The sequence below is a fragment of the Lentisphaera araneosa HTCC2155 genome (assembly GCF_000170755.1).
Lineage (GTDB): Bacteria > Verrucomicrobiota > Lentisphaeria > Lentisphaerales > Lentisphaeraceae > Lentisphaera > Lentisphaera araneosa.
Map to the genome: position 1 here is coordinate 32,321 of NZ_ABCK01000010.1, position 26,067 is coordinate 58,387.

Genomic DNA, 26,067 nt, shown 5'->3' on the forward strand with positions numbered 1-26,067 from the left:
GTAATTATAACACTATAAAACGACTATTATAAAATAAAAAGTATTTATAATAACTATTTCATATACAAAATATTAAAATAGACTTTTTATCAACTTTTTTGTATATGGATCTAAAAACCTTCTTTATAGAGGAAGTTTTCGCAAGCTTGACACCATTGACTTGCTTGATTGCTGCTTCGAGCCAGGTCTTTGGCTAAGCCCAAACCGTGGCGTCCATCTGGGTAAACATGGAGTTCATGACGAATTTTATGTTTTTGTAGAGCCATGGCATAGAGGTAGGCGTTTTCCACGGGAACGGTTCCATCTTCAACCGTATGCCAAATAAAACTTGGGGGAGTTTTTGCGTGAACCGCATTTTCCATGGAGGTTTTTGCCACTAATGCCTCACTGGCCTGCTGGCCCAATAAATTTTCTTTTGAGCCCAGGTGAGCGAATTCTCCCCAAGAGATAACGGGGTAACACAAAACGCTCAAGTCTGGTCTAGCGCTCATCTTCTCCAATTCATCATCATAGTCTTGCTTGACTTCTGAATAGAGATTACTCAAACTAGCGGCGAGGTGCCCTCCAGCCGAAAAGCCCATCACACCTATGCGTTGGGCATCTATGCTTAATTCTTCGGCGTGAAAACGCAAGAACTGCATGGCACGTCGCGCATCCATCAAGGGCTGAGGATAACGAGCCGGCGCCACGGAGTATTCCAAAACAAAGGTACTTATGCCCAAGCTATTGAGCCAAGCGGCTATGGGAGCTCCTTCGTGCTTGGCACATGTGTGATAGCCTCCCCCGGGTAAAATTAAGAAAGCTGGTAAGTGTGCACCATTTTCAAGAGCGAAATTTTGCAAAGTCACTTTCTGTGGCAAATCCGGCCAAAGATCCATTTTTTCGTAGAGCTTAAACATTGTATTTCTTTTTAAGTTCCTGGATAACATTTTCGGCGGGGTCTAAGTGTAAACAGTAATCTTTCTGGTACTGAGTAGATAAATTCTTGAACTTGCTAGGTAATGATTCGTAAAAATCCCAAGCTTGATCGTAATCTCCGATGCCTTGAATAATTGCTTCTTTATCGTCATTACGTACCGCAGCATCAGCATAAAAGAGCGAACGATAAATCATTGCCACGCCTAAACCATAGTGAACAGAACCTTTTGCGAAGTCCGCAAGTTCCTCATCTGGCCAAGAAATTTGATCTGCTAAGGAACACATTTCCTGCCATATTGCCACGGCCTCATCTTTTAATGCTAGGCATTTCTCGATGGTCGCTTGATCGTCATGAATGTACTTAGGCCAAGCAAATCCCATATCTCTGGCCCACCACAAGTCCACATCACCTTCTAGGGTATTTCGCATGCGAATCACACCGTCTAAACTCAATAAGCACAGCTTCCTAAAGTGTTGACTTGATGCCTCATCTAAATTGAGTTTTTCCTTGCAATAACGTTCAAAGACCTGTTCTTCACTTTGGCTGGTATTTTGTGCCCAAGTGGCAATCACCCAGGCATTGAGCTCATACCACAATTTATTAGCTGCGAAGGGGCCATTCCAGCCACCGCCACGGCACCAAGTCCAAACCCCGGCATAAAGCTCTGGCGTCTGATCAACAAAAGTTTTGAGGGAATAGATCTCTAAACCCTGATTAAGGTTTTCCTCAAAGCCATTGATTACCCCAGCGGCGATGTAATTGGGGTGGGCTGCCTTGCCCTCATACTCGCGAGAACACTGAACTTCAATAATCTGGGGATGACGCCCCTGCCCTATGATTCGACTAAAAGCAGTACCACGGTGGAAATCATCTTCACTGTGTTTTACAGCTAAAGTTAAGTACTCATGAGGTTCAACTTCCTGATTGATGAGAGCGTATTGTTCGGGATCGCGGTCAAAGCTTAGCCAAGATCTGAAAATCAATTTTTTCTTGTGCTTTACGCAAATTTCTTCGCGCAACAAATTGATCAAAGGAATGATGGTCTCTTGGGTATTGTCTTTATCTTTAATGGCTCCTTGATGATGTGGGGCATCGTGCAAGTAGGTCTCGCCAATACGAAAAAGAAAACCATCCAAGTCGGGGAATTGCTCAAATGATTCGGCAATCTGTTTCTTAATCAAATCCACCACAAGAGGATTTTTGGGGTCACCAAATTCTTTTTCAATACCATAAGCTTGAATAAGACTTTTGGGGAGGAGCACCATGTCCGCTTGAGCATAGATAGCCAAGCCCGCAGCACGACATTTTGCGTGTTGCGCAAGAATGCTCTCACGCTTTTGCTTTAGCCACTTTTCTGACTCAGAACCCTCTGGAAATACATCCACGTCCACACTGCGCCAATCAATTGCTAAACTGGGGGACTCGAAGAGAAAATAAGCTTTGGCATTATAGCCAATTTCAGCTATGTAATCCGCCTCATTAAAAGGTGTTTCAAAAAGGGCTTCACCTGGGTTGTGGTGAACCATGTCCATAATGAGTGGAGACATTATTTTACCTCAATAAGCTGAGAGCTACGCGGCGCTAGTTCCACGCACAAATACTGACCATTGACTGTTATGGACTCATGGCTCCAAAAGTCAGACAATTGCTCCTTAGCAGAAAGTTGAGCTTTATCTAAAGAAAGGGTGATGAGCTTGCTTTCATTGGACCAGTTAAAGAAGGCAATATGTTGCTTCACGCCAGCTTGTTTCATGGGGCCGTCATCTTCGTAGCGCACCTGCAAGATCTCTGGCAAGGGCTCTCCCGTGAAGGCTTTGTCATCGAGTACATGTACTTTATTTCCACGATCCGCATTTTCTAAGATTTTGTTAAAAATAGCAAACTGCTCTGGGCTATGCTCTTCTAATTTACCTCCGAACTCCAAGATTCCCTGGGTGATGTAGCACCAATTGAGACGGAAAAACTGTTCGTTTTCTGGGTTGTCACCAAAGCCAAGGCTATCCATGTTAAGGAGGAAGGTATCTTTGCCTTTAATCATGGTTTGAGCCAATGTGCCCGAGCAAGCTCGAACCTGCTCGCTCCAGGTTCCATCGTGGATATCGAAACCACAACGATAGGAATCGGCATTTAGACCGGGAAAAGGGTTGCCTGCACTAAAGGCAATACAGGTCATAAAAAAGCCTTCATCGCCAATGCGTTTGCGGATTTCGCTAAAGGCAAAATCACGCCATTCTATACCACTTTTATGGCCAAATCGACTATCTTCTTTCAAGAACCACTGAGTCATAAAATCGTATTTCACACCCTCAAAGCCCCACTGAACAAAGAGTGCATCAAGAACTTTTAAATAGAACTCTCTGGCTTCGGGATGGGATAAATCAAGAAAACTCGATTGACCAATAATTCGAACTGAACCATCTTTATCTTTCTGTAACCACTCAGGTTTTTCCTTAGCTAAGGGTGAGGACAAGTAAACTTTTGGCGATAACCAAATACAGGGTTTTAGACCTAAGTCACGAATGCCATCGGCCACGATTTTCATACCATTGGGGAACTTTTCTTTATCGTAACCCTCAACTGGTACAGGATAAAATGAATCGATACCAGCATTGGGATTATTATAGGAATTGCGTAATGCTTGGTAGCCATCATCGATCAAGAAATGAGTACAATTAGGCATGTTTTCAGCCATGGCCTTGGCTCGATTTAGAATCAAATCTTCTGTGATATTGCCAAAGGTTCCATAATTCCAAGTACAAAACACGCCTTCGCGCAACATCTTTGAATTCTTGCCTTGAAAGTTATGGTGCTGGTTAAGCTTTGCCACATAATCATCGAAGGCATATTGGGGGTGAGTATCGTACTTTAATTGATAAAAGACTCGAGAGACTTCAACTCTCTCACCTGCGGCTAAACTAAAGGCATCGCTCAGTGTGTACTTTTGTAAACCCTCATAAGTTTTGATAAACTTGCTATCAGACTCACCTTCTAGCCCCAAGTTCCACGAACGCTCAAACTTAACTTGATTTAAATCTCCTTGGACTAAAACAACTGAATGCTCACGATCAAACTCTACGGCAAAAACCGGAAAGTGGTTCGCTTCGTCACTATTGATGTGTACCGCATCATAAGGAATACACTTGATATAGGGATGCTCCACACGAAAGCGGGGATATTTTTCCGTTTTGATGTTGGATGAATGGAAGTAACGCACTCGATAATAATCAATCAATTTCATCTCTCTTGTGTAACATAATTCTGCGTCACTAGCCAAGATGCCATCTCGGATTGAATTCAGTTCCAAAACTTGCTCAGACGTATTGATGATACTGCGGCTTAAAACCAGACTATTGCTCTCGCCATCAAGAGTAAAATTAATCTCTTCTTGATAGCCTGAACCCGACAAAAGCACAGTGCCACCTTGATCAGATAACGTATTGGATAATTCTTGTAGCTTAGAACTTAAGACTCCATTGAGCTCAAATTGTAAATTCCTCCAACCATTACCCTCTTGATCCACAAAGGAAAAAGCTCCATCTTTATAAGTAAAATTCATCTTATTCAACTCTTTTATTTAGCCTGTGGCGGCCAAGGTTTTTTTGTTTCATAGACTTTTATTAGGTCGCTGTAGTAAGCCTTCTCTTTCTGCAAAAGTGCCGAGAAACTATGCTTTCTTTTTTTATTAATAACTTGATCCAGTTCATTATAGGTTTTTCGCTGATAACTCATATGGTAATTGAGTACTTGCTGCATCAAATCCATGCGAATGCTTTGGTAGTCGGCATGGGACCACAAGTTGTTTAATTCATCCGGATCATTGCCGCGATCATAAAGCTCACCCTCACCCGTCTCACGATAGTAAACAAGTCGGTATTGCTTAGTACGTATGGCAGTAGAAGTGTGATGTTCGCAAATAATCGCATCACTACCCTTGGCTTCACCCTTAGCGACTGGAACTAAACTGCGGCCATCCACATTGTCTGGAGCCTGGATATTGCACAAATCACATAGTGTCGCGTACCAATCAACTGATTCAACCAATTCTTTGTTTTTTACACCTGTTGGACCGCCGGGCCATTTGAGTAAAAATGGAATTCGATGAATCGATTCATAGATGCCAAGATTCTTTAAAAAGAGTCCATGCTCACCCGCAAAATCACCGTGATCGGCTGTATAAAAAATGATGGTGTTATCGTACTCTCCCGTTTCTTTGAGGTGATCAATGACGCGACCAATTTCTTCATCAATCTTAGTGATCAATGCATAATAACTGGCCAGGGCCCGTTTGAGTTTGGCTTCATCCGCTACACACATGGGGTAGTCGCCAGGATTCGCCACATAATCTTGCATGAATTGCGGTTTACCAACAAACTTATTCTCAAATAAATCGCTGATACTCTCTGGCAAAACGATATCTTCTGGATTGTACATATCGAAATCTTCTGGAGCCGGCGTAATAGGGTCATGGGGACGCTGAAAACTCATCTTTAAAAAGAAGGGACGATCCTGATCGCGATTTTCCAAAAACTCCAAACTCTTATTGCCCGTGTAATGCTCAATTGAATGCTTATAAGGCAAAGAAGCTGGCTGTGAACCATCGAGTGTCTGTTGACCTTCTTTTGGAGAACCCTCTTCGTAGTGATCTGCTAGGCCACGCTGAGCGAGGTAATCGAAGTAGTGACAAGTATGGGGATCATTATCATCTGCATCACACATATCCGTGTAACGAATGTATTCAAAGCCCTCTTTGTCCCAGCCCGTAATCATGTGACTCTTGCCAACGAGTCCCGTTTGGTAACCAAAACGGCGAAAGAGGCTTGATAGAGTATTAGGATTAGGAGTCGTAACATCGTTATTTCTATTGCCCAAATAGCCGTGATTATTGGTGTATAAGCCAGTGATAAAACTCAGGCGAGAAGGACTGCAAATGGGATTGTTACAAAAGCCCTGTTCAAATTCTACTCCCTCATTAGCCAAATCGTCTAGATTGGGAGTTTTCACATTTGGGTTACCTGCATAACCGGTGCAATTAGCATTGTGCTGATCACTCATCAGCCATAAAACATTTGGTTTAGACATGATTCAACCTACTTATTTAATTTCCATTCATCGTGGTAAACCACATGGGCAAAACGATTATTTTTTTTATCGAATTCGACGGGTAGCCAGACGTAACGAGAATCACCCAAATCATCCTGATTCCAGCGGTCCGCCATAAAGATTACCTGATCTTCTTTGCCGTCTTCCTGAACCACAAGAGCAAAGGAGCTTTGTGACTCAAAAGTCGTCGCTTGGTGCTCGGGGTCACCCTTAAGGCATTCACCACCACGTAGAGTAAACCAATCGCCCATGATGTCTTCTGCTGTAGTCAACCATGCACGGTTATCATTCCAGCCCGTACAGGCGGAAGTGAAGAGATAATAATAGCCATTTTTCTTAATGATTGCGGGTGCTTCGCGAACCATATTGATTAAGATACGGTGCGGTTCCCCTACTGGCTTGGTAAAGCTTTCATCCAGCAAGGAAATATGTATTGTTGAGTTATTCTCAGAAGTATAAATTAAATACCCCTTACCATCATCATCTTTAAAGAGGGTCATATCACGCAACATGCTGTCATTGGGTTGCATACTGCCTAGGTATTCAAAAGGACCTGTTGGTGAATCGGCAATGGCCACCCCACCCTTTGCCCAGGAGTAATCTTCGGCATCCAAGTGGAACCACATGACATACTTGCCTGTCGCATCATTATAAAGTACTTTTGGACGCTCCAAGACATTGCGTGGATGCAATTCATGGCCTTCTTCATTAACAGCTTCAAGAGCCAAGCCTTCATACTTCCAATTGTAGAGGTCTTTGGAGGAATAACAGGATACACCAATTAGCGGAGTACGAGCTGTCCCCAAGGAATTGACCGTTGTTTCGGCATCTTTATTTTCGCCATACCAGTAGTAGGTATCGTCAATTTTGATAATACCACCACCGTGGGCCTGAATTGGTTTACCATCTACATCATTCCAGACTTTTCCCGGTCGAAAGCTATCATAGGGCGCATTGGCATCCGCTTGTGTGTCAAAAGGATTATTTTCTATTGGGTACTGAGCCACCACATCGTTGATGGCTTCATGACCTTTGCGAAGCTGACCATTTTTGCGGATAAAGCAAAGATCTTCTGGAGCGCCCCAGCCATAGACTAAACCAACTTCTTCGCCGTGGGCATCCATCGCTGGACTCTCGCAAAGAATATAAGGAACCATGCCGGCACCAATCTCGAGAAAGACACTTAGTCCAGGGATATTCTCTGCGCGCTTCTCATCATCCCAAGCACCCCATGAGCATTCATTTACACACCAGGGTAAATTGTGCTTATTACAAAAATCAACGGTTTGCTTTACATTCTCACGAAATTTTTCAAGCGTCATGCAGTGAGGCACGTAATAACGGTGTGTTAAAATACAATCCACAAAGTGCACCACTCGCTCGTCATCACGCACGGGACCAAAATTTCCGACTCCAATAGGCGCCTGAACACCATGTGTACGCAGTTCTTCAGCTGATTTTTCAAGTAGCAGGAAGATCGCTTCACGAACAAAATCGCCTTCTTCTTTGTATTCCAGCCCTGGTTCATTACATAAATCCCATGCAGCAATAATATCATCCTTTGCATACAATTCAGCAATATCCTTGACGAAATCCAAATAAAGCACACGTAAGTTGTGACCACCCTCATCGGGATGTTTGCACTTTAAGATGCGATCGGCATCGGTTGAAGTAAAAAATCCAAAAACGGGAATACCTGGAACTCCATTAAACAAAACAGGCATGACCTTTAGGCCGAGCTTACGATTGATCTCGACTTCTTTTTGTAGGTTCTTTAAAAACAGTTCACGGTTATCCCACCATGCATCAAGCGACAACCAAATACGTGTTGTGTTGTACCAAGGGAAATAGTTAATCCCCCGGCGCAGTTCCTCTTCAATTGTTGCAGGATTAAAGCGATCCAACCAACGGGGAATACCGTGACCTGCAAAGGAAGGTTGGTAGTTAAAGCCACGTATGTGACTGAGGGAAGTATTGTTAAGTTTCATTATTCTTACCTGAGTAATTGACCTTTAAATTGAAATTGTGTTTATTTCTTTATTTTGAGCTTTTTCATCTAAGAAAATGACCGAGATATTGGCCGCTGGGCGCGTTTTTTCTTCTTCTTTATCAGCGTAAGCTTTTTGTTGCAGGTATAGGCGGAAGTTCCCCTTGGCATTAAATTGAATAATACAGGCACCCTGCTCGGCTTTAATGCTAGTGATGATTTGTTTGTTAGTTGGATCATCAAGAGGGGCAATAGCTAATTCACCTACACCCGCTTTAGCTGTTACAACGGTAATTAAGTTCGGCATTTCGTTTGTCACTTTAAAGTCCCAATAAGCCGCGATCTCTTTGTTTGCTTTCCATAAGTTCCCTGCTTGATTTGGTGAACCAGCCTCTTGGCCATCAACAATTAGATTCAATTCACGCTTCTTAAGGCTGTCGTGCAAGCGATCCTTACGAACCGTCTTTTCATTAATAACTTTAATGAACTCAAAAGGTAAGCTCACATAAAAATAAGGTTCGTTAGCATCCCACCAGCCTTTTGCCTGATAGCGAAAAATAACATAGCCCTTTGAGCCTACCTGATTCGCTTGCAACTTGCCTTGACCAGCTAAATCAATACTACAAGCAGCTTGTCCTTGATTAAAAGCCTGGGAACTTATAGCCAAATCACCTTTGATGTTGGAGTAAAGGCTGACATTGCTTGCGACTTGCGCAAATAGACCTTGACTGAGGATGAGTAATGTTGATAGGTATTTTAGTTTCATTTTTGTTTCCTTTTTTTTATAATTAAATTTTCTCTGAAGTGAAAGATGGCTGTAATTTTTTAAAATCGTTCATCTTTCAAGGACCCCTGCCTCACCACCGGCAAGACAGATACTTTCAATGCGCAGTTCCTGTGCTTCATCCTTGCTCAAAATTGGTCTTATTTCCAAAGTATGAATCGTATTGGGATCAAGATCAGTCATTAATAATTGATAATGCTGACAGTTGCCTCCGAAACGTTTTGAGGAGGCATCAAATATCGTTTTTTTCTTACGACTCCATGTGCAAGGTTTACCATCAACAAAAGCCTCATATTTTCCAGATTTTATGGTTTCTTCTCCAAAAATCAAAACACTTTCAGCTTTGAATTTTACGATTAAAGGCTCAACCAATAATTTGTTTGTGATTGTTTCTTTGGTCTTCTTGTCTTTCTTTACATCCATATTTTTTGCCGAGACAACATCATCGAGCCAGCGTGGCATATAAGCATCATACCAGGCAGAAGTAATGGATGGGTACGTGACTTTCCAACCTTTTGGAAGCGCTCTGAGTTGCGAGAGGCGATTGCGCGACCAAGTCATATAAATGTCTTTATTCAGCATCTTTGCCGGTGGGGTGCAAGTCATGTTTTCGCTGATACCTTTTTGGAATGCTTGCCAAGCTACGTCAGCAAAAACTTGATAGCCGTAATCGCCCGGATGACCATTACTAAGATCAGTATAATATTCCCAAATTTTATCAATAGTATTTCTATCTGTGTCAACCAACTTTTTGATGTGAAGGACCGCATCTCCGACTGGTACGTGATAAGCCTCGGCTATTTTAAGGTGAGCCGTTCGCCCTCTCATCTTCTCGAGAGTACGCCCGGGGTTATAATCCCATGGGAAAGGAAAGATAACCTGTACAAGGGCAGCCTTACCCTCAGTTATAATCCTGCGCACCAATGATTCGTATGCCGCAAGCGTCTCAGGGTCATCACTGTAAATATTATCGTTCGCCGAGAAGTCCAAAAAGACAAGATCAGGCTTATATTTCAAACAATCGCGTTGCAAACGAAAGACACCGAGGTTTGAACGCGTACCACCAATAGCACCATCAATGAAGGTAAAGTGCGCTTCTGGATATTTCTCTTGCAGCTTTTCCGCTATTCTCGCCCTGTATGAAGTGCGAGATTGGTCGCTGGCACAGGCTCCCCACGTTAGAGATGCTCCAAAGAAAGCAACCGTCAGTCGCTCCCCTTTTTTTGCGGCTTTATCAAAAGCAGAAAAGGAACAATCCTGTGCAGCAACAGGCATGGCTAATCCGACAACTGACAAAATAACAATTGAAATAGCTCTCATTTTTTCACCTAATTTTAAACATAAGAACTAAACTTTAGGAAATTCAAAGTCATCATTAATTTTTTGAGCCCAAGTTCTAATTAAATTATTTAATTCACTTCGTTTCTCATGAAACGCAGTATTAAAAGCTAAATTATTTTGCTCATAGGGGTCATCATTAAGATTAAACAGCAACCACTCGCCACCTCTTATGCACGCATATTTCCACCCATCCCGAGTAACCACACAGCGCCAAGCGTAAGCAGACTCTCTATCCCCAATTAATTGTGAATAAGCACTGTCCGGCTCTTCGTACACCCGTTTTTCTAAGTTCACTCCTGTGCGCCTATGGGAGTAATCAAAACCTTCCATCCAATCGGGGATGTCGACCCCACAAAGCCCTAAACTTGTGGGAGCGATATCAACATGATTCACAAGGCCAGGAGTATTCCCACATCGACGTCCATCATAGGCCATTGGCTTACCACCACCTATAATAAATGGTATACGAAGTGACTCCTCATATGGCACGCATTTACCGAATCGGCCCTGACTTCCCATCTGATCACCGTGATCACTAAAGAAGACGATGTGTGTATCTTCAATCATCTCATTCTCTCTTAGGTAGTCAACAATTCGTCCAACATTGGCATCGACATTTTCAATCTGAGCATAATATCCTGAAGACTGGAAACGCGCTTCCTGTTCTGTATCGCTTGGAATATTTGGACGAAGCTCAAGTTGTTGTGCTTGATAACGACGATGCTCTGGAGGAGCTAAAGTTGGTAAATGTGGAGGTTGCACAGACACAATCATAAAGAATGGATTGCTAGAATCCTTATATTTTGAAATTCGTTCAATCGCCATATCAGTCAGACAATCTGTTTCATAGCCAGGTAATCGATAGTGATCAATCTCTTTGCCATCTTCATGCCCGTGCACCCAACAGTCCCATTGACTATTATTATTATCGTAGCCGATCCATGTATCAAATCGACCCCGATCAATTACAGGCACTGTCTTAAGTGCTGAACGACCTTTCTCTTCTTTAATTCCTGCTAAATGCCACTTCCCAAGATAAATTGTATCGTACTGATTATCATTAAACACGTCAGTTATTGTAGTAGTAGATGGATCAAGTCTATCCTCATGGATCTGAACTGAATGATTGTTTGCATATTTGCCTGTTAGCATGCTCGCTCGAAATGGGCAACACAAAGGATATCCAGATATCGCATTAGGAAAGTTCGTTCCACAAATTGACATGTTGTCGAGGTTAGGTGTAAAGATATTTGGATCGCCGTTAACACCCATTGCCTGCCCTCGCATCTGATCGGCTATAAACCAGATTATATTTGAACGTTTTTCTTTCATAGAAATATTTTTTCCTTAAATCTTAACAATAAGCTGTCTCAGACAGCGATTATTTAATCCACAAAGATGGCGGTGATTGCTGCTGGCTTTCTCTTTTTCTCAGCAATCTCTTGATCTGTGTATGGGGCTTGCTTTAAGTTCAAACGTACTTTCCCCGAAAAGTTAAACTGAATCACACAGAGGCCTTCATCACCTTTGAGTTGAATCAATTGACGTTCTTCACCCTTGGCATTTGTTAAGCTAAAGCTTTGTTGACTGGCTTGATCAATGATGATAGTCATTTGGTGGAGCTTGTCATCTTTCGCCTCAAAATCCCAGTGAGCCACTTGGGCTTTCTTTTGTCGAGGCCATAAGGCCCCACCGAGAATTTTCTTAGGACCTGCAAGAGATTTACCATCTAAATTCATGCTGATCTTTCTGACTTTTGATCCAGCATAAAGACCATCATTAAAACGTCCAATTTTATGATGCTTAAAGCCAATCTTGTCACTGAGTTTCACTAGTGGAACATCATCGCTAAACCAGTCCTTGGCGTAAGGGCGGAAGATCACAAAGCCCAAACGACCTATCTTATTATCTCTCAAGGTCCCTTGACCCGACCATAGAATTTGCGCTTGATTATTCTTTATATCTAACTCACCCGCAAGGCCAGTGTATAGGTCTACCGCATCGCCTCGTTCTTGGAGTAGCTCTTCAAAACTCAATTTCTTTTCTACTTTGAGCTTAAGCTCGCCCCATAAGGCTGGCTTTAAAAGAGATTCTTCCGGCGCATCAAAGAGCATCACGGTATTTTTATTACTCCAATAAAGGCGACGTGTTGTGGTATTGCCATTACCTAAGAGCACACCAATATCACCCGTGATTTTCTGTCCCTGTGGATTCAAGCCAATAAGCTTCAGAGGAACTGCCACTTCATAGGCATCACCATTGCGTAACTGAACTTTGGTCCCAAAGACCACATTGGTATCGTGATGAGCGACCTTGGTTTTCCCTTGTGCCCATTGAACTTGCTCACTCACATCGGCAATGTAATCAAATTTCACGGTGCGATTCGGTGACGCAATTTCACTCGCATGACCTTGGTGTTTTGATTTCTGCTCGTAGTGAATGGCTCTGAGCTTGCCATTGACCTCACTCATTAAAAGACGTTGATCCCCTGATTTAGGATGACGCTTGTCATTTCCTGAAGTCGATATCATCAGATCTAAAGCTCCGCCAGTCTTGAACATGCCTTGCCAGGGATCTGAACCCGAGTTTTTCACTAAGTTTTTGTGAAGGGTTTTATACGCGAGGTATAACTTGTCCTCTGATAGACGCATGGCACCCCAAGTACGATCATCAATCGCCAGCCAATCGGCTCCAGCCCAATCATCTAAGTTGCCATCCAAAGCAATCTCATCTTGACGAATCGCCACTTTCGCAGATTTTTTACCCAAAGCGGCCTGTCGTTGGGCTTCTGCCTTGGAGAACCAAGCCAAACAGTCATCTAATTGTGTTTTACTTACATTAATTGTCTGTAAAGGTAAACGTTGCAAGCTATTCAAGCCATTGACACGATTAATCGAACTCGTATGATTCATTGCTTGAACGTAGACATTCCCATCTGCCGTCTTGGTAATGGTTTGCCAAAATCCCTCACCATCGCTGGTGTAATCATCCATAGCGATGCCACGCTCTGCTTTTAGGGGATTGGCTTTGGCAAAATAACCGTGTTTAAATAGTGCCGTCACAAACAAACCATCCGTTGTGAAAAGATAGATTTGACCTGAATTGGCATTTAAGGCCCAAAGTTCTTCTTTATCCTGACTAACCTTGAAGGTGGTTCCAATGACTTTTGTTGTACCAATGATGTCACCCGGCTTAGGTTCACGATTAATCGGATAACTCTGAGAAGCATGTAAACCAGTCCATTGATTTGGGTAATACCAACGGCGACCATCAGCTGTGATGCCACTGACGGAGCCATAGGCTTTGCCGTTGGGCTCTAACTCAACGAAGCCACAAAATGCGATGTCACCATTGCTAGCTGGAATGAGTACGGTATAGGGGATGGGAACACCGAGAGAACTAATGCGCTGAGCACCCTCCAAATCATAGTGTGGAACACCTTTCTTATCTATTTTAGAAACAGCTATTTTTAGAGCATCAGCCGTATAAAAGTTAAGCTGTTCATCTTGGTTCAAACCGCCTACTTTGCCGGCTCTTAGCTGTACTTCTTCGACTTGAATCTTCTGGTCATCATTCAAATCTGACCACGCATAAATCACCGCATTTTCATAAGGCTGTGTTCGGTCACTACGCCATTGCTGATTTGCAGGCACTGTAATGTCGTGTTCCGCAGGGATTTTATCCTTATAAGCCTCAGTTTTAAGGAAAGACTCAAAATTTGCCTGGCCAAGTGCTGCAACAGGTTTAGCAATACCATCTTCCACCAACCAAATTGTCGCTGTAACTCCGCCTCTAACCGGGTGCCCTGTGTAGGTATTGGTCATATACTGACGACCATTGATATAAATAGGAGTTTCGGGATTACCCGCTAAATCCCCTTTGTAGCTTGAGAATGGGATATTGTTTGGCTTATCTCGACGATAGAAAATATTTGTAATTTTATCTGTGCCCTTTTCCCAATCGAGCTCAAACTCCATTCCGAAGTAGTAGAAGCGCGTCTTATCTAAAGGATCAATTTTTCCACCACCACCATATTCGGTAGAACCGTAGAAAGCCTTTTTAAACGTGCCTTCTTTTGACCAGATGCTCACGCGCTTGGGTTGGTAATCTTCTTCAGCAACCCAAAGTTCACCAGAAGATGTAAGGGTCAAGCCCATGGGATAATGCATTTTTGTTTCGTCGTATTTGCCCACACTCGGTTTGCCTGCAGTACCAATTGTACGAAGTAACTTTCCTTGGGTATTGAATACTTTTACTTGGTGCGCATCGCCGTGATCCGAAATATAAAAGTCGCCATTCCCATCAATGATCAATTCTTGTGGATCCGATAAATCTTTTGTATTGACTACTTTTACCTGAACAAGTTTTTTACCATCGATTTTGAACTGAGTCAATTGCTTGGCATGTAAAACAAATAAATTGCCCTTGGCGTCAAAAGCTAAGCCACGGGGATCTTCTAGAGCATGGACAAAGTTTGGCTGACTCAGCTGTTTGCCGCTCGATAGATCAAAAAAGGCCAGTTCTTTACGCAATGAGTAAGAAATCACCGCTAGTTTTTTATAAACTGCTAAGCCCGCAACGGGGTAATCAACGATGTAATGACTTTTTTGATGCTTAATCTTCTCTTTGCGGTTAAATAAAGTTTTGTTTGCCTCTTCACCAATGGCAACAATGGACACTTCGCCGTGCCTTGACGCACCTAAGCCGTAGGCTAAAACATCCTTGTCCTGCCCGGCTTTATCCAGCGTTAAACGCACTGCGCCGGCCCAACCACCGCCAATGCCTTGAACCCCACGGATCTTTTCACCTTCAATATCTGTCCAAACGAGACCATGAGCACCTTCTGCTAATGAACTGCCAATCAGCATTTGCTCACTCGATGGCAGGTAGAGAACAGAACTTGGTGGCGTATGATCCGCCAACCATTGGCCCGAGGCATCGGCATTTCGCCAACTCGGGTTCGTAGGGCTGTAAGGTGTAAATTCATAGGTAATATCAATTTTATCATGAATCAAGGTGCGAACCGTGTATTGTCCTGGATCAACTAGCCGACCCGTTTGGGTATAGTTCCCATGGGGACCAATATTGGCACGTCCATGGTCATCCATGCCATCCCAATACACCCAGTGAGAACCCGCTTTAAAAAACTGATCTTTGAGTATGTTGCGTACACGTGTCCCCTCTTGATTTTCAATCACCATGGTTACATGGCTGTCTTTTTCAAGAACTAAGGGAATAGCTATGGGCGCCTGATTGCTATCCTTGCGCGGCATTTCCACTGAAGGTGATTCAGAAACCTCGCTTTGAATTTTTGTATCAGGACTCTGACATCCCCAAAACACCAAACTTAATGAAGTTGCTAATATGATTTTTTTATTGAACATTTAATTCACCCCAGTTCTTAGGATCCAGTTTTAATTCAAATACTTCATCGTTTACCAGTCCTGTGCTTTTATTACTCCAGTAGTTGCGAAGTACTGTATCTGTTCCTTTGGCATCACCATAAGTCACACCAAAGTCAACTGCTAACTTGTCTCCAGCTTTTGGTTTGATTCCCAGAACTGACCATGGAATGGAGGCTTGTACCCAATAGTTTTCACCACGAATCGTACTTTGAACTTTTACTGATGGTTCAACAGCAACATAGTCAACAGGGAAGTCGGTAATCACACCGGAACTGAAGGACATAGGCTTTTTCTCTGCAGATTTTTCACGGTAAAGCACTGCCATATCTTTGCCTTTTAGATTACCGATAGATAGACGTTGGTATGCCTTCTTCCCTTTGTAATCAGCCGCTTGAATTTGTAAGTCCACGGTATCGCCACGGCCATACATGTATTGCGCTTCTTCTGCACCGTTAATCCATGGTGTCTTATCTTTGACTTGCCAGCCCACATAAAGGTTCTTGTCATCGTACGATGCCACAACTCTCACGTGGGTATGAGTCGTTTTCTTGAATTTAATTTGTTCTTGACCTTTAAAGTCGGCATTTAAGTTGGCGAAATAAGCATCTGGCGTGTGCTTCTTGATTTTGTAAATGGAGGGTTCATCCTTTTCCTTTGCCATTTTCATGGTTAGATCCGCCGCCTTTTGGAAGTCTTCAGTCGTCACCTTAACGCTTGTAACAGCTAAGCGCTTTGTCTTGTCAAACCCTTTCAGTTCAAGGGACCAAAAAGCCGTATGACCACTTTGTGCATACACTTTGCCATCCTCGGTAACTTGTACATAGCCACCAAAGTCTTCTCCACCTCCACCTGATGGGGCACCATTCATACTCGCTCCATACTCAGGTTTTTCAGGCCATTTCCAATTCAAGTAATCGCCATTAAAGAGGTGAGTCAGATAAAATCCTTCTTCGGTGAGTACATGCCATTCACCAACATTAGTGGTAAAGACCCAGGCATTATCAATGGGCTCTGGAAGTTTAACGCTGCTTAGCGGCCCATAAGAACCACGAATCAAACCAGTCTGTGGAAATGCTGGCCCCTTATGAGAACCTTGAACCCCAACAAAGGTATTTGGATATTTCCAAAGTTCTTCGCCGGTTTTTCGGTCATAAGCCGTATACCAGGAATTATATTTACCCCAGTCCTTACGGCTGTAGGACAGCATCACATCGCTATTGATTGATCCCACACCTGCAACCGGCATGATCTCAGGATTGTTAATTTCAAAGATTGGCGCATTGCACTTTGTAAAGCCTTTGACAGGAAAAGCTTTTTCAGCTGAATAGAAAGTAAAATCACTCCACACGTGAAGGTTCCAAGGGTTAAAGTGTAAGATTTCATCAACCGTCGTTACTTCATTGTCCTGCTTTTCACCATCACCGTTTTGGTCCGCCCAGTAGTGGGTCTTTTTAGGTATCGAATCGTCTAATTTCTTCTTTTTCCCAAAGCGTCTTTTCCCTTCGTAAGTAAAGCTAGCTCGTTTAACAAAGTCACCATTGCTAATGCGTTCAAAAATATCCACATCACCGGCACGCCATTCTGTTGCTGAAATAAAGTAGACGCGACCATTGGATGCTTTAAATGCAACCGAGTTATCGGTGTTTTTACGAGTAATCACCCCGAGGCATTTAAAGGTCTGTGTTTTAGGGTCAAGCTCCCATTCCGCGCTATTACCCATCATCTTATTAGGATCGACCGGGTTAATGGCTGCACCAATAGCTCCGTAATTGGCCGCACCAAAGAATTCTTTAGAAAATGCACCTGTCTTGACATCCCAGCGACTAAAACGTAGAGGGTGATTGTCCGCTTCACAAACCCAAAGCTGATTATTTTTATCAACAGCAACGCCAGATACAAAGCGCATTCCATTTTGATCCCATGGCCCAGTTAGAGGACGTCCACCTGCTTTACCAATTTTCTTGAGGAGTTTTCCCTTAGCATTGTAGACATAGACCTGGTTGGCTGGTTCGCGTATGCCAATGTATACTTCACCTGCTTTATCCACATAAATACCGCAAGCATTTTTAAGCCCAGCAAAGGCAAGTCTTGTTGCTTTTTTTGTTGCTGTATCAAGCTTATAAATTGATTGACTTTCTACGACTTTTGGTTCATGAATGCCATTATAGCCATTGGGATCAAGGGTATAATCGCCACCACTTAGAACGTACAGATTACCCTGTGGGTCACAACTGATCTGCGCTGGCTTAGGAACATCAAATTCCGCAAGTTGTTTACCCGATTTACTATCGTATGCTCGTATTTTATTTGCCTGACTAAAGCTCAGATAAAAACGATCCGCAAAAGCTGCAATGGCTGTTGCTTCTTGCAGCTCTGCGACATCACTCATCTTGTTGATTGCCAACTCAGCTTCCGGTGAACCTTTCCATGTTTTGTAGAGGCCTGTTGCCTGATCTATTTTGTACACCGATGCACCATTAGCACTTTTGCCACGGGAAGGACCACCCAATACAAAGAGCGTATCTCCCGCAGTCGCCAAACCTTTGACTGAACTCATGCCGCCGAACTTTTTGCGCCACATCACCTTTCCATCAAAATCCGTAGCCACCAACGCTCTGCCGGACTCCGACTTAAACCAACCAAGAAATACGCCTTTATCACCAGTCGCAATGGCTGTTGGAGAACCGTGGTCTGCTCCCCAATTTGTTTTTGGACCATTTTCCCATGGTGTTTGTGCAGAGGAACCTGCCCAACCACGCCACATAATCTCATACTCTGGGTGCCATAAGCTATGAACAGTATATGCACCCGGTTGAATAGGCATGCCTAATGTCTCAAAATTTGGTGTTGACAAAACATCCCAGTTAAGAACATTCTTACCTTTTTTGACCTTCTGATTATTGGCTAAATGACGAACGATCTTTCCGTCTTTGTCTTTAATGATTGTTGATAGGTAACCATCTTCAGGGGCGTTTACTGCAATATTTTTAAACCCATCACCCTTCACTTCCTTCTTTAGCCCCGTCCAATCAATACTTGGTTCCTTACCATTCATAATCGTTGGAAAAATTCTGCCGTCACTCAAGCGAACGTCCAAAGGCTTGGAAACAGCTTTATCAGCTAGAGTGACATAACCCCAAGGACGAGGGTCTCTATAAGTAAATATGCGATCGATGGGTGAATTTGGGTCCCAGTTTCCCTTGATAGTAAGGCGTCCACCATTATCTAAAGTAAAGTTGGCTTCTGCAGCGAGTCTGAGTTTATCGCCTTTAACAAGCGCCTGTTTGTCCTTGGTAATCAATTCCCAGGGAATCGCCAGCTCTTGGATATAACCAGAACCATCATTACGTACAGTAAAGCCCTGCTTTACACCATTTAATTTGGCATTTTTTATTACAAGCTTTTTTCCTTTTACACCAAGATTACCGTATTGAAAGGTCACGATATCACCGCCCCCAACACCACGCCAAGCTGTTACATGGGTAATTTTTCTCTCTTTACCTTCCCCTGTCATGATACGAATTTGTAGAGAATCACCATACCAGCCATGATCTGCACTCACTTGTCCAGGATTATTCATGGGAGTCTTGTCATACCAGTAGCCGAGAAGATACAGATACTTTTCATCATACTTTGCACCGAAACGCATGGCGTAGGTTTCGGCATATAAATGTACGTCGTTACAGATAAAGATGGTTTGGGATAGATCCCAATCATCGCTTTTACCATCGATCTCAAGCTTGCCACCGGCTGACAAGGCATTAAAACCATAATTTTCACTTGGTGTTGCCATAACTTGTATCGAAAAAAGACACAAGGTGATCATGACTATATATTGATAAGCCTTCATTATTTTTCCTTTATTTATTATAAATTTCCGTAATCAAAAACATTTTTTCCGGTGACCAACCAGCCTCCTGGGCGACCAGATGTTTCAACATTTCCTGATCCATTATTCTTGAGAAAAAAGCTGGATATGGGTTGTAAAACTGAGCCATTAAGAGGACTTTTAGCTAAACTATTTTCTGTGGGAATATTCCCTCCGTAGTAGCGATACCAAGATACCGAACCATCTAAATGACTCACATTTGAACCGTCTGGGATGGACCCTTTTTCATGATTGGTATCTGCTGTTGTTCCGTAGGGCGTTGTACCGGTGAAGGCCATATCCGCCCACATGGCGGGACTGGACCCCCATGGTCCATTAACACTTGCATTTGCCATGCTAGAAAATCCTCTTTGCGCATCTGCCATACTCATTTTTATATCATTTGATGAACCCGCAAATAAACCATAGGAACCATATCTCCCTGACCAATAACTGTCCTTGGGATTACTAGGGCAAATATAAAAACCCGGTGGGTTAAATTTCACTGCCTCTTTAACACTAGACTCACCTTGCTGACCTCCACCAAGGTAATCTTCATAGAGCATTAACATGGCATCTGCTGTATGAGCACCATACCAAGAACCACTCTGGCTTCCCAAAGCTGGTAGTGACTCAAAATCCATTTCATAGGCAATGGTGGCGGTACTCAATTGCTTTAAATTATTCTTACAAACAGCTTTACGAGATGTCTCTCGAGCTTTCCCCAGAGCTGGCAGAAGCAATGATGCTAAAATGCCAATAATGGCGACGACCACTAAAATCTCTATAAGTGAAACTTGCTTTTTTCTCATTTTTTTTCTCCTTAGCTTATGGCTACAAGCTGGCTTACTTTTAATAAATTTTTTGAATGCTCTATGGCGCATAATTCTTCTTCAAATTTGGGCTCAACCAAAAGCTTGCTTTCCACCTCTTCTCCGAGCCTTTGTTTATTGATGTGATTGATGATCTGTTGAAATATATCCCGTACATCATAACCAAGACGCAAGCACGAATGCTTACTTTTCTGCAATAAAGGAAAGTTGGCGTGGCTCAAAACTTGCACCTTGCCAATCAGCTCCAACTGCTCCAAAACTTCTTCAACTTCTGGTAAAAAGTTATCGTCAAAGACAATTAATGAATCCGGTTTTTCTTCGGCTTTGAAGATCAGTGATAACAAATTTTTCGTCCATGATAAATGATGAATATCCAAAGATTGAAGCATGGACGCATCCATCTCTAGCCCCAAGCTCTTGGCCTGAAGAATTACAGCATCTTTTTGTTCATCATTAAATCCCATGGGCATTAGGGCTGCTACCTTTTTAGCCTGTGAAGACTTGAGTTTAGTCAAGGCCTTGCTAGAGAATGTACCCCTAGAAAACCTAAGAGAAGGAATATTTAAATTGTTGTGACTGAGAGAAAACCTTTGCAATTGTTGTGACTCCAAGACAGCTGTTCCAAGAAAGTCCTCTGGATTCATCGCAAAAACAACTCCGGCTAAACGCTGGCTTTCTACATCATCTAAAAGCTTGAGGTAGGACTCCGATCGAGTCTCTGCATTAACATCTGTTCGAACTTCAAAATTAAAGCGACTATTTTTGCTGATTTCGCCACAGACCGTTTGGATCACTGACCAATAATTGGTCCAGCCAGGTGAATCAGCTTTTGATTTGATGAGAACTGCAAAGTTATATTTGTGGGGCAAGTAGTCAGCAATATAGGTTCCTCTGCGCGGCACAACTTTAAGAAAGCCGCTCTGCACAAGTTGGTCACAGGATTTCTGTATTGTCTTAGGAGTTGTGGAAAAGCGCTGCTCCAACTCGGCTCTCGGTGTGAGCTTATCCTGGGGCTTTAAGTTCCCCTCAATAATCCATGAACGAATTTCACCAGCAATTGCTTTACTCAAATTGTATTCATTCTTAATCATGATCATCTCTGCTATATTTCATTAAACTACATAAGTATAGTACAGATAACGTGAGACTTCAAGAGCCGGAAAAAGATAAATTAACCTTTTATAACCTAAGCTTGTTTAAGGCTTGCGATTTCCGCAAGGACTGAGCCCGATAGGTGAATATGCTTTTGCATTTCTTTTAGGGCTTGGCTCTTTTTATTTTCTTTGCAATAACGCAGTACGTTTAAATGATGAATGAGACCAGAAAAACTCCCCTCATCTTGCTCACGAACACGTAAAGTATTGTAGATAAAGAAACTAATCAACAACTTATAACGATCAAAAAAACGATTAGAACAAGCTTCGGTCAAACCATGATGGAACTTATTATCTAACTCCATAAACTGCTCAATTCCATAATTTTCCTGATTCTTCAACATCTCCTCATGCAAATCATAAAGAGCTTCAAAACCTTCTCTAACAGGGTCATCGGGATCACGCTCCAGCATCTGTCTCAAAGCAAAGAGCTCAATAGCCTCGCGCAAGTCCACTACTTCCCTAGTACTCTCAACATTAATAGGAACAACGCGCCACTGACTACGGCCCTTCTTAAGAACCAAGCCATAAGATTGAATAGACAACAGCACTTCTCGAATGAGAGCTAAATGACAATCGTATTTTTTAGCTAAGTCGGTTTCGCTTAAAGCTTGGTCCGCTTGGTAATGGCCTGAGCCCAAGTCCATAAGAATCTCTTTCACAATCTGCGTCGACCTCTTCTCCGAACTCTCAGATATCTCAAAGTAATCATCACGAATAACAGCTCGACCAAAAGATTTTTTGTGGCCCTTAATGATCAATGTACCATTTTCCTCTAGAAGAGATTTGGCCCGTTGTACAGTAAAACGACTCACATCAAGTTTTTTCGATAAGTCACCATCGGTCAACAAAGCGCTTCCATCCTTATCTTTTAATAGATCAAGCCAGGAATTATAAACTCGCTTTATATAAACACTTAAATCTTTACTCATTAAATTCGCCTTTCTTTCGCTCCTAAAAATTAGAGATAAAAGCGCACTTTACCAAACAATCACAGAACTAATTTTTGAATAAAATATATAAAAATGCATTGTTTTGCATTTTTTTAGATAAAATGCAATTTGATAATACCCTATTATAACTTAATAGTATTTTTAGTTACAAAATATAAACAAGAAATGCTATGGATACACACACAGAAAAAATTCAATGGCAAGAGACTTGGACTGAGCAGCTCAAGCAAGCCTGCCCCAAAGCCCAAGTTTTGACCGATCAAGCCGAGCTGACCGTTTACGAAAACGATGGCTTAGGATTTCACCGCTACCTTCCCGACTGCGTCATCATTGTTAGTCATGCTGACGAAATTGCTTCCATCTTAAAAGTAGCAAAAAACTGCGGTTTCCCTTACACTGTTAGAGGTGCTGGCACCTCATTATCTGGTGGTCCTGTCGCCCTCGAAGGTGGGCTCATTATTCATCTCTCACGCTTAAATAAAGTTTTAGAGATCAAGCCAGATGATATGTACTGCGTGGTTGAGCCTGGCTTGGTCCTCAACCGACTCAACACATATCTAAAAGAGTATGGACTATTCTACCCACCAGATCCCTCCAGTGGTTTTGCCTCCACTCTTGGAGGCAATGTGGCTGAAAATGCCGGTGGCATTCGTTGCTTCCGCTATGGCGTGACTGCCAACTACGTTTTAGGCATGGAAGTCATCCAGCAAGATGGTCAATTAGTACGCTTCGGAGGTCCTAGTGCCCAAGGCGGCTCAGCGGGAACTTTCCACTGGAATAGCCTCATGGTAGGTTCCGAAGGCACCTTAGGCATCATCACCAAAATTTGGCTTAAACTCAAACCTATCCCAGAGAAAGTATGGACTTTCCTCGCCGAATACAAAGACTTACAATCTTGTACTAAAGTCATTAATGAACTAGTGCATATGCCCACCCCACCGGTGGCTATTGAGTTCATTGACAATGCTGTAGTGCAATTAGTAGAGAACTCAAACATGGCCGTTGGCATCGATAAAAAGTCCTGGGTAATCCTTACCGAAATCGACGGCCCGGCGCCCCTAGTAGATTGTCGTGTTGAGCAAGTTAAGCAAATCCTCCAGAGCTACAACGCAATAAAAGTCAGTGCCGAAGATGATGATGAAAAACGCCTCAAATTGTGGAAGGCTCGCAAAGTTGCTGGTGGCCTCATGGGTCAATTAAGTCCCGGCCTGATGATTCAGGATGCGGTTATTCCTCGCGCTCACTTACAAGAAGTCTTGCAATATATTTATGATTTGGGTGATGAATTAGACATACCTGTACTCAACGTATTCCATGCAGGTGACGGTAACCTTCACCCCAATTTTCTCTTTGACGATCGCGTTCCTGAAGAAATGAAAAATATTAAAACTTTATCCAATAAACTTATCGCCAAAGTTATTGAGCTAGGGGGTACCCTATCTGGCGAACACGGCTTAGGCAACGATAAGAGCTGTTACTTGGATCAAATTTTTTCTGCCGAAGAAATTGATTTTCAAATGAGCTTACTCCGTGCTCTCAATATCAACGACCAAATGAACCCGGGAAAAATCATTCCACAAAGATCCTTTGTCGGTTGTTGCGCTCCCCACAAACACGAAAGGAAAGCCTAAAATGACGCGACTCAAGCACTTTTATGATCCAGATGACATGTCTATTTGTGTTCCTGCCCATATTAAACTCTCTGAGCTCAAATCAAGTATTGAGGCAGATCAGCTCTACTTCCCCTTAGCTTGGGATGATGATGCTAGCCTTTTAGAGATGCTCAAACTCAGTCCCATATCGAGCTATTCCATGATTTACGGTTCTTGGGCTGACAATATCTTGGGCATGAACATTTCTTACAAAGGCCAAGACATTTCCATTGGTGGTCGCGTGGTTAAAAACGTCACTGGCTTTGACTTTACCCGCGCCATTGCCTATGGTGGCTGGTCGGTACTCGAGCCCAAGGATTTAGTCCTGCGTTTACGCCCCCTCAACAAAGTTCAGTCAGTTAAAATCAATGGTGAACTGGAGGATCTCTTATCCTTTTGCTCAGCCTTAGCCCGCAGTCCCTGGGCTCTTGCCATTGATGTGCTGGACCTGAACTACAGCCAAAAAGAAGTTTATGTAAGCTTCCACGGCGAACAAGTCGAACTAGAAGTCCTCTTACAAGAGATGGCTAGACGCGCCAAAGAGAATGATTTATTTATTGCTCCTCTCGATTACAAGTTTCCCTTTAAGATGGAAGATGAACTCACCGTTATTCACTGCAAAATCAGTGATAGCATGCAGTGGTGTGAGCTCATGCAAAAAGGGCTGGGTGGCACGGGGGTCCTGCACTATGGCAATGCTAGTATCATCTGGAAATCTGAGCAGGCTTTAGCTCCAGAAATGATCGATCAATGGAACAAGGAACTCGCCATTGACGGCGGTTTCATCAAAAGCAAAAACTACAGCCCAGTTATAAATGAAAATAATGAAGTCAGCCACCACAAATACCTCGAGCAATTAGGATTAACTCCATGAGCAACGAATTACGCATTCAAAATTTACTGACCCAGGAATCCGACAAGCTTCTGAACTGCATTCACTGTGGTCTCTGCCTAGATTCATGCCCTACTTACAAGCTTACGGGCAATGAAAATAACTCACCACGTGGCCGCTTAGCTATGTGGCGAGCAGAAGATGAAGGTCGAACTCAGCAAGCAGAAAAAATCAATCACTACACAAGTGAATGCCTCGGCTGCCTCGCGTGTGAAACGGCCTGCCCCGCCAATGTCCCCTACGGAGAAATCCTCATGGAACAGCGCATCAAGCAAGTTGAGCAAGGCGAAAAAGTTAACACCAAAGTCAAAGCTATTGCGGGCTTAGCAAAAAAGCCAGCTCTCATGAAAGCCGCTACCCTACCCATGCGCTGGCTGCGCAATGCTGGCATCCAAGTGGACCCACTCATCCCTCCGGGCAAGACAAGTCTATTTAAATCTAGTTATAGTTATGCCAAAGAAGCTCAAAAGCGGGAAGAATCAAAGGGCGAAACCATACGGTTTTTCACTGGTTGTCACACCGAGAACTTCTATCCCGAGATCAACTTTGCCACCATTGACGTACTAGCGGCTAATGGCGTTCAAATTGAAGTCCCCAAAGAGCAACAATGCTGTGGTGCTATTCACGAACACTCTGGCTTAAAAGATAAAGAAGAATTGGACAAAAAGAATCAGGCGGTCTTTGATCAAAACAAAGAAAAAGCTGTTCTCACTAATGCAGCTGGCTGTGGTTTGAGCCTGCAACACGCCCTAGCAAGCCCCGTTATGGACGCCTTGTCCTATTTGGGAAAAATGGAGCTCAAACAACCAAAAAGATTACAAAGTGCAAAAATCTTTATCGACATGCCCTGCCATCTCTACCACGGTCAGGGAGTTCAAGAAATCCCCAAAAATGTACTGGAGGTTTTGGGCTTAGACGTCGCTTATGCCCCCTCCTGTCAGGACTGCTGTGGTGCAGCTGGGACCTACAATATTGAAAAGGCAGAGAACTCTGAAAAAATCATTGACGAAAAAGTCTTGTTCCTCCAAAAACACACAGGACAAGAAGTGATTATCACCACCGCCAATGCCATTTGCATGCAGCAATGGTCAGCCTCTGTAAAACGCAATTTCCCCAATGAAAACTTTCGTGTGCAACACATCATGACTCTTTTAGCAGAAAATTATAACTAAGGAAACA

At 43.0% G+C, this 26,067-nt stretch carries 16 protein-coding genes; 3 read left to right on the top strand and 13 right to left on the bottom strand.

What is annotated here, in order from left to right; genetic code table 11:
- Positions 1-110: 110 nt before the first annotated feature.
- From LNTAR_RS11500 to LNTAR_RS11560, 13 genes are all read right to left on the bottom strand, one after another.
- Positions 111-899, bottom strand: coding sequence for an alpha/beta hydrolase (locus LNTAR_RS11500; protein ID WP_007278882.1), 789 nt, complete (start codon positions 897-899; stop codon positions 111-113).
- The gene (locus LNTAR_RS11505; protein WP_007278869.1) at positions 892-2,466 is read right to left on the bottom strand and encodes a hypothetical protein; all 1,575 of its coding nucleotides are present in this window, start codon (positions 2,464-2,466) and stop codon (positions 892-894) included. The genes LNTAR_RS11500 and LNTAR_RS11505 overlap by 8 nt, the downstream gene beginning before the upstream one ends.
- Positions 2,466-4,475: an alpha-galactosidase gene (locus LNTAR_RS11510; protein ID WP_007278883.1), complete on the bottom strand. Its 2,010-nt coding sequence runs from the start codon at positions 4,473-4,475 to the stop codon at positions 2,466-2,468. Before LNTAR_RS11510 ends, LNTAR_RS11505 begins: the two co-directional genes overlap by 1 nt.
- A gap of 14 nt (positions 4,476-4,489) precedes the next feature.
- Complete coding sequence (locus LNTAR_RS11515; RefSeq protein WP_007278884.1) at positions 4,490-5,998, bottom strand: sulfatase family protein; 1,509 nt, start codon at positions 5,996-5,998, stop codon at positions 4,490-4,492.
- Between the two features lie 8 nt (positions 5,999-6,006).
- Complete coding sequence (locus LNTAR_RS27735; protein ID WP_007278885.1) at positions 6,007-8,007, bottom strand: glycoside hydrolase family 43 protein; 2,001 nt, start codon at positions 8,005-8,007, stop codon at positions 6,007-6,009.
- Between the two features lie 24 nt (positions 8,008-8,031).
- On the bottom strand, positions 8,032-8,772 hold the full coding sequence (locus LNTAR_RS11525) for a hypothetical protein (RefSeq protein ID WP_007278886.1): 741 nt from the start codon (positions 8,770-8,772) through the stop codon (positions 8,032-8,034).
- Between the two features lie 69 nt (positions 8,773-8,841).
- Positions 8,842-10,110, bottom strand: coding sequence for an SGNH/GDSL hydrolase family protein (locus LNTAR_RS11530; protein WP_007278887.1), 1,269 nt, complete (start codon positions 10,108-10,110; stop codon positions 8,842-8,844).
- Between the two features lie 27 nt (positions 10,111-10,137).
- Positions 10,138-11,463 carry a sulfatase family protein gene (locus LNTAR_RS11535; RefSeq protein ID WP_007278888.1) on the bottom strand — a complete coding sequence of 442 codons (1,326 nt, stop codon included), beginning with the start codon at positions 11,461-11,463 and terminating at the stop codon, positions 10,138-10,140.
- Between the two features lie 53 nt (positions 11,464-11,516).
- Positions 11,517-15,515, bottom strand: coding sequence for a hypothetical protein (locus LNTAR_RS11540; RefSeq protein ID WP_007278889.1), 3,999 nt, complete (start codon positions 15,513-15,515; stop codon positions 11,517-11,519).
- On the bottom strand, positions 15,505-19,386 hold the full coding sequence (locus tag LNTAR_RS11545; RefSeq protein ID WP_007278890.1) for an outer membrane protein assembly factor BamB family protein: 3,882 nt from the start codon (positions 19,384-19,386) through the stop codon (positions 15,505-15,507). The genes LNTAR_RS11540 and LNTAR_RS11545 overlap by 11 nt, the downstream gene beginning before the upstream one ends.
- Positions 19,387-19,403: 17 nt before the next feature.
- Positions 19,404-20,216 (bottom strand): type II secretion system protein, encoded by an 813-nt coding sequence (locus LNTAR_RS25605; RefSeq protein WP_007278891.1) that lies wholly within the window; start codon positions 20,214-20,216, stop codon positions 19,404-19,406.
- 11 nt (positions 20,217-20,227) lie between these two features.
- The gene (locus LNTAR_RS11555; RefSeq protein ID WP_157473509.1) at positions 20,228-21,328 is read right to left on the bottom strand and encodes a GntR family transcriptional regulator; all 1,101 of its coding nucleotides are present in this window, start codon (positions 21,326-21,328) and stop codon (positions 20,228-20,230) included.
- Between the two features lie 95 nt (positions 21,329-21,423).
- Positions 21,424-22,323, bottom strand: coding sequence for a GntR family transcriptional regulator (locus LNTAR_RS11560; protein WP_007278893.1), 900 nt, complete (start codon positions 22,321-22,323; stop codon positions 21,424-21,426).
- 191 nt (positions 22,324-22,514) lie between these two features.
- Between LNTAR_RS11560 and LNTAR_RS11565 the strand changes: the two genes are divergently transcribed.
- Genes LNTAR_RS11565 through LNTAR_RS11575 form a run of 3 tightly spaced genes read left to right on the top strand, consistent with a single transcriptional unit; the run spans position 22,515 to position 26,060 of the window.
- Positions 22,515-23,975 (top strand): FAD-binding oxidoreductase, encoded by a 1,461-nt coding sequence (locus LNTAR_RS11565; RefSeq protein ID WP_007278894.1) that lies wholly within the window; start codon positions 22,515-22,517, stop codon positions 23,973-23,975.
- A gap of 1 nt (position 23,976) precedes the next feature.
- Positions 23,977-24,870, top strand: coding sequence for a hypothetical protein (locus tag LNTAR_RS11570; protein WP_007278895.1), 894 nt, complete (start codon positions 23,977-23,979; stop codon positions 24,868-24,870).
- On the top strand, positions 24,867-26,060 hold the full coding sequence (locus LNTAR_RS11575; protein ID WP_007278896.1) for a (Fe-S)-binding protein: 1,194 nt from the start codon (positions 24,867-24,869) through the stop codon (positions 26,058-26,060). Before LNTAR_RS11570 ends, LNTAR_RS11575 begins: the two co-directional genes overlap by 4 nt.
- The last annotated feature ends 7 nt before the right edge of the window (positions 26,061-26,067 follow it).

Coding starts and splice junctions, on each gene's coding strand:
- LNTAR_RS11575 (WP_007278896.1), top strand. CDS start 24,867: ATGAGCAACGAATTACGCATTCAAAATTTACTGACCCAGGAATCCGAC.
- LNTAR_RS11515 (WP_007278884.1), bottom strand. CDS start 5,998: ATGTCTAAACCAAATGTTTTATGGCTGATGAGTGATCAGCACAATGCT.
- LNTAR_RS11565 (WP_007278894.1), top strand. CDS start 22,515: ATGGATACACACACAGAAAAAATTCAATGGCAAGAGACTTGGACTGAG.
- LNTAR_RS11525 (WP_007278886.1), bottom strand. CDS start 8,772: ATGAAACTAAAATACCTATCAACATTACTCATCCTCAGTCAAGGTCTA.
- LNTAR_RS11540 (WP_007278889.1), bottom strand. CDS start 15,515: ATGTTCAATAAAAAAATCATATTAGCAACTTCATTAAGTTTGGTGTTT.
- LNTAR_RS25605 (WP_007278891.1), bottom strand. CDS start 20,216: ATGAGAAAAAAGCAAGTTTCACTTATAGAGATTTTAGTGGTCGTCGCC.
- LNTAR_RS11510 (WP_007278883.1), bottom strand. CDS start 4,475: ATGAATTTTACTTATAAAGATGGAGCTTTTTCCTTTGTGGATCAAGAG.
- LNTAR_RS11500 (WP_007278882.1), bottom strand. CDS start 899: ATGTTTAAGCTCTACGAAAAAATGGATCTTTGGCCGGATTTGCCACAG.
- LNTAR_RS11560 (WP_007278893.1), bottom strand. CDS start 22,323: ATGAGTAAAGATTTAAGTGTTTATATAAAGCGAGTTTATAATTCCTGG.
- LNTAR_RS11505 (WP_007278869.1), bottom strand. CDS start 2,466: ATGTCTCCACTCATTATGGACATGGTTCACCACAACCCAGGTGAAGCC.
- LNTAR_RS11545 (WP_007278890.1), bottom strand. CDS start 19,386: ATGAAGGCTTATCAATATATAGTCATGATCACCTTGTGTCTTTTTTCG.
- LNTAR_RS11570 (WP_007278895.1), top strand. CDS start 23,977: ATGACGCGACTCAAGCACTTTTATGATCCAGATGACATGTCTATTTGT.
- LNTAR_RS27735 (WP_007278885.1), bottom strand. CDS start 8,007: ATGAAACTTAACAATACTTCCCTCAGTCACATACGTGGCTTTAACTAC.
- LNTAR_RS11530 (WP_007278887.1), bottom strand. CDS start 10,110: ATGAGAGCTATTTCAATTGTTATTTTGTCAGTTGTCGGATTAGCCATG.
- LNTAR_RS11555 (WP_157473509.1), bottom strand. CDS start 21,328: ATGATTAAGAATGAATACAATTTGAGTAAAGCAATTGCTGGTGAAATT.
- LNTAR_RS11535 (WP_007278888.1), bottom strand. CDS start 11,463: ATGAAAGAAAAACGTTCAAATATAATCTGGTTTATAGCCGATCAGATG.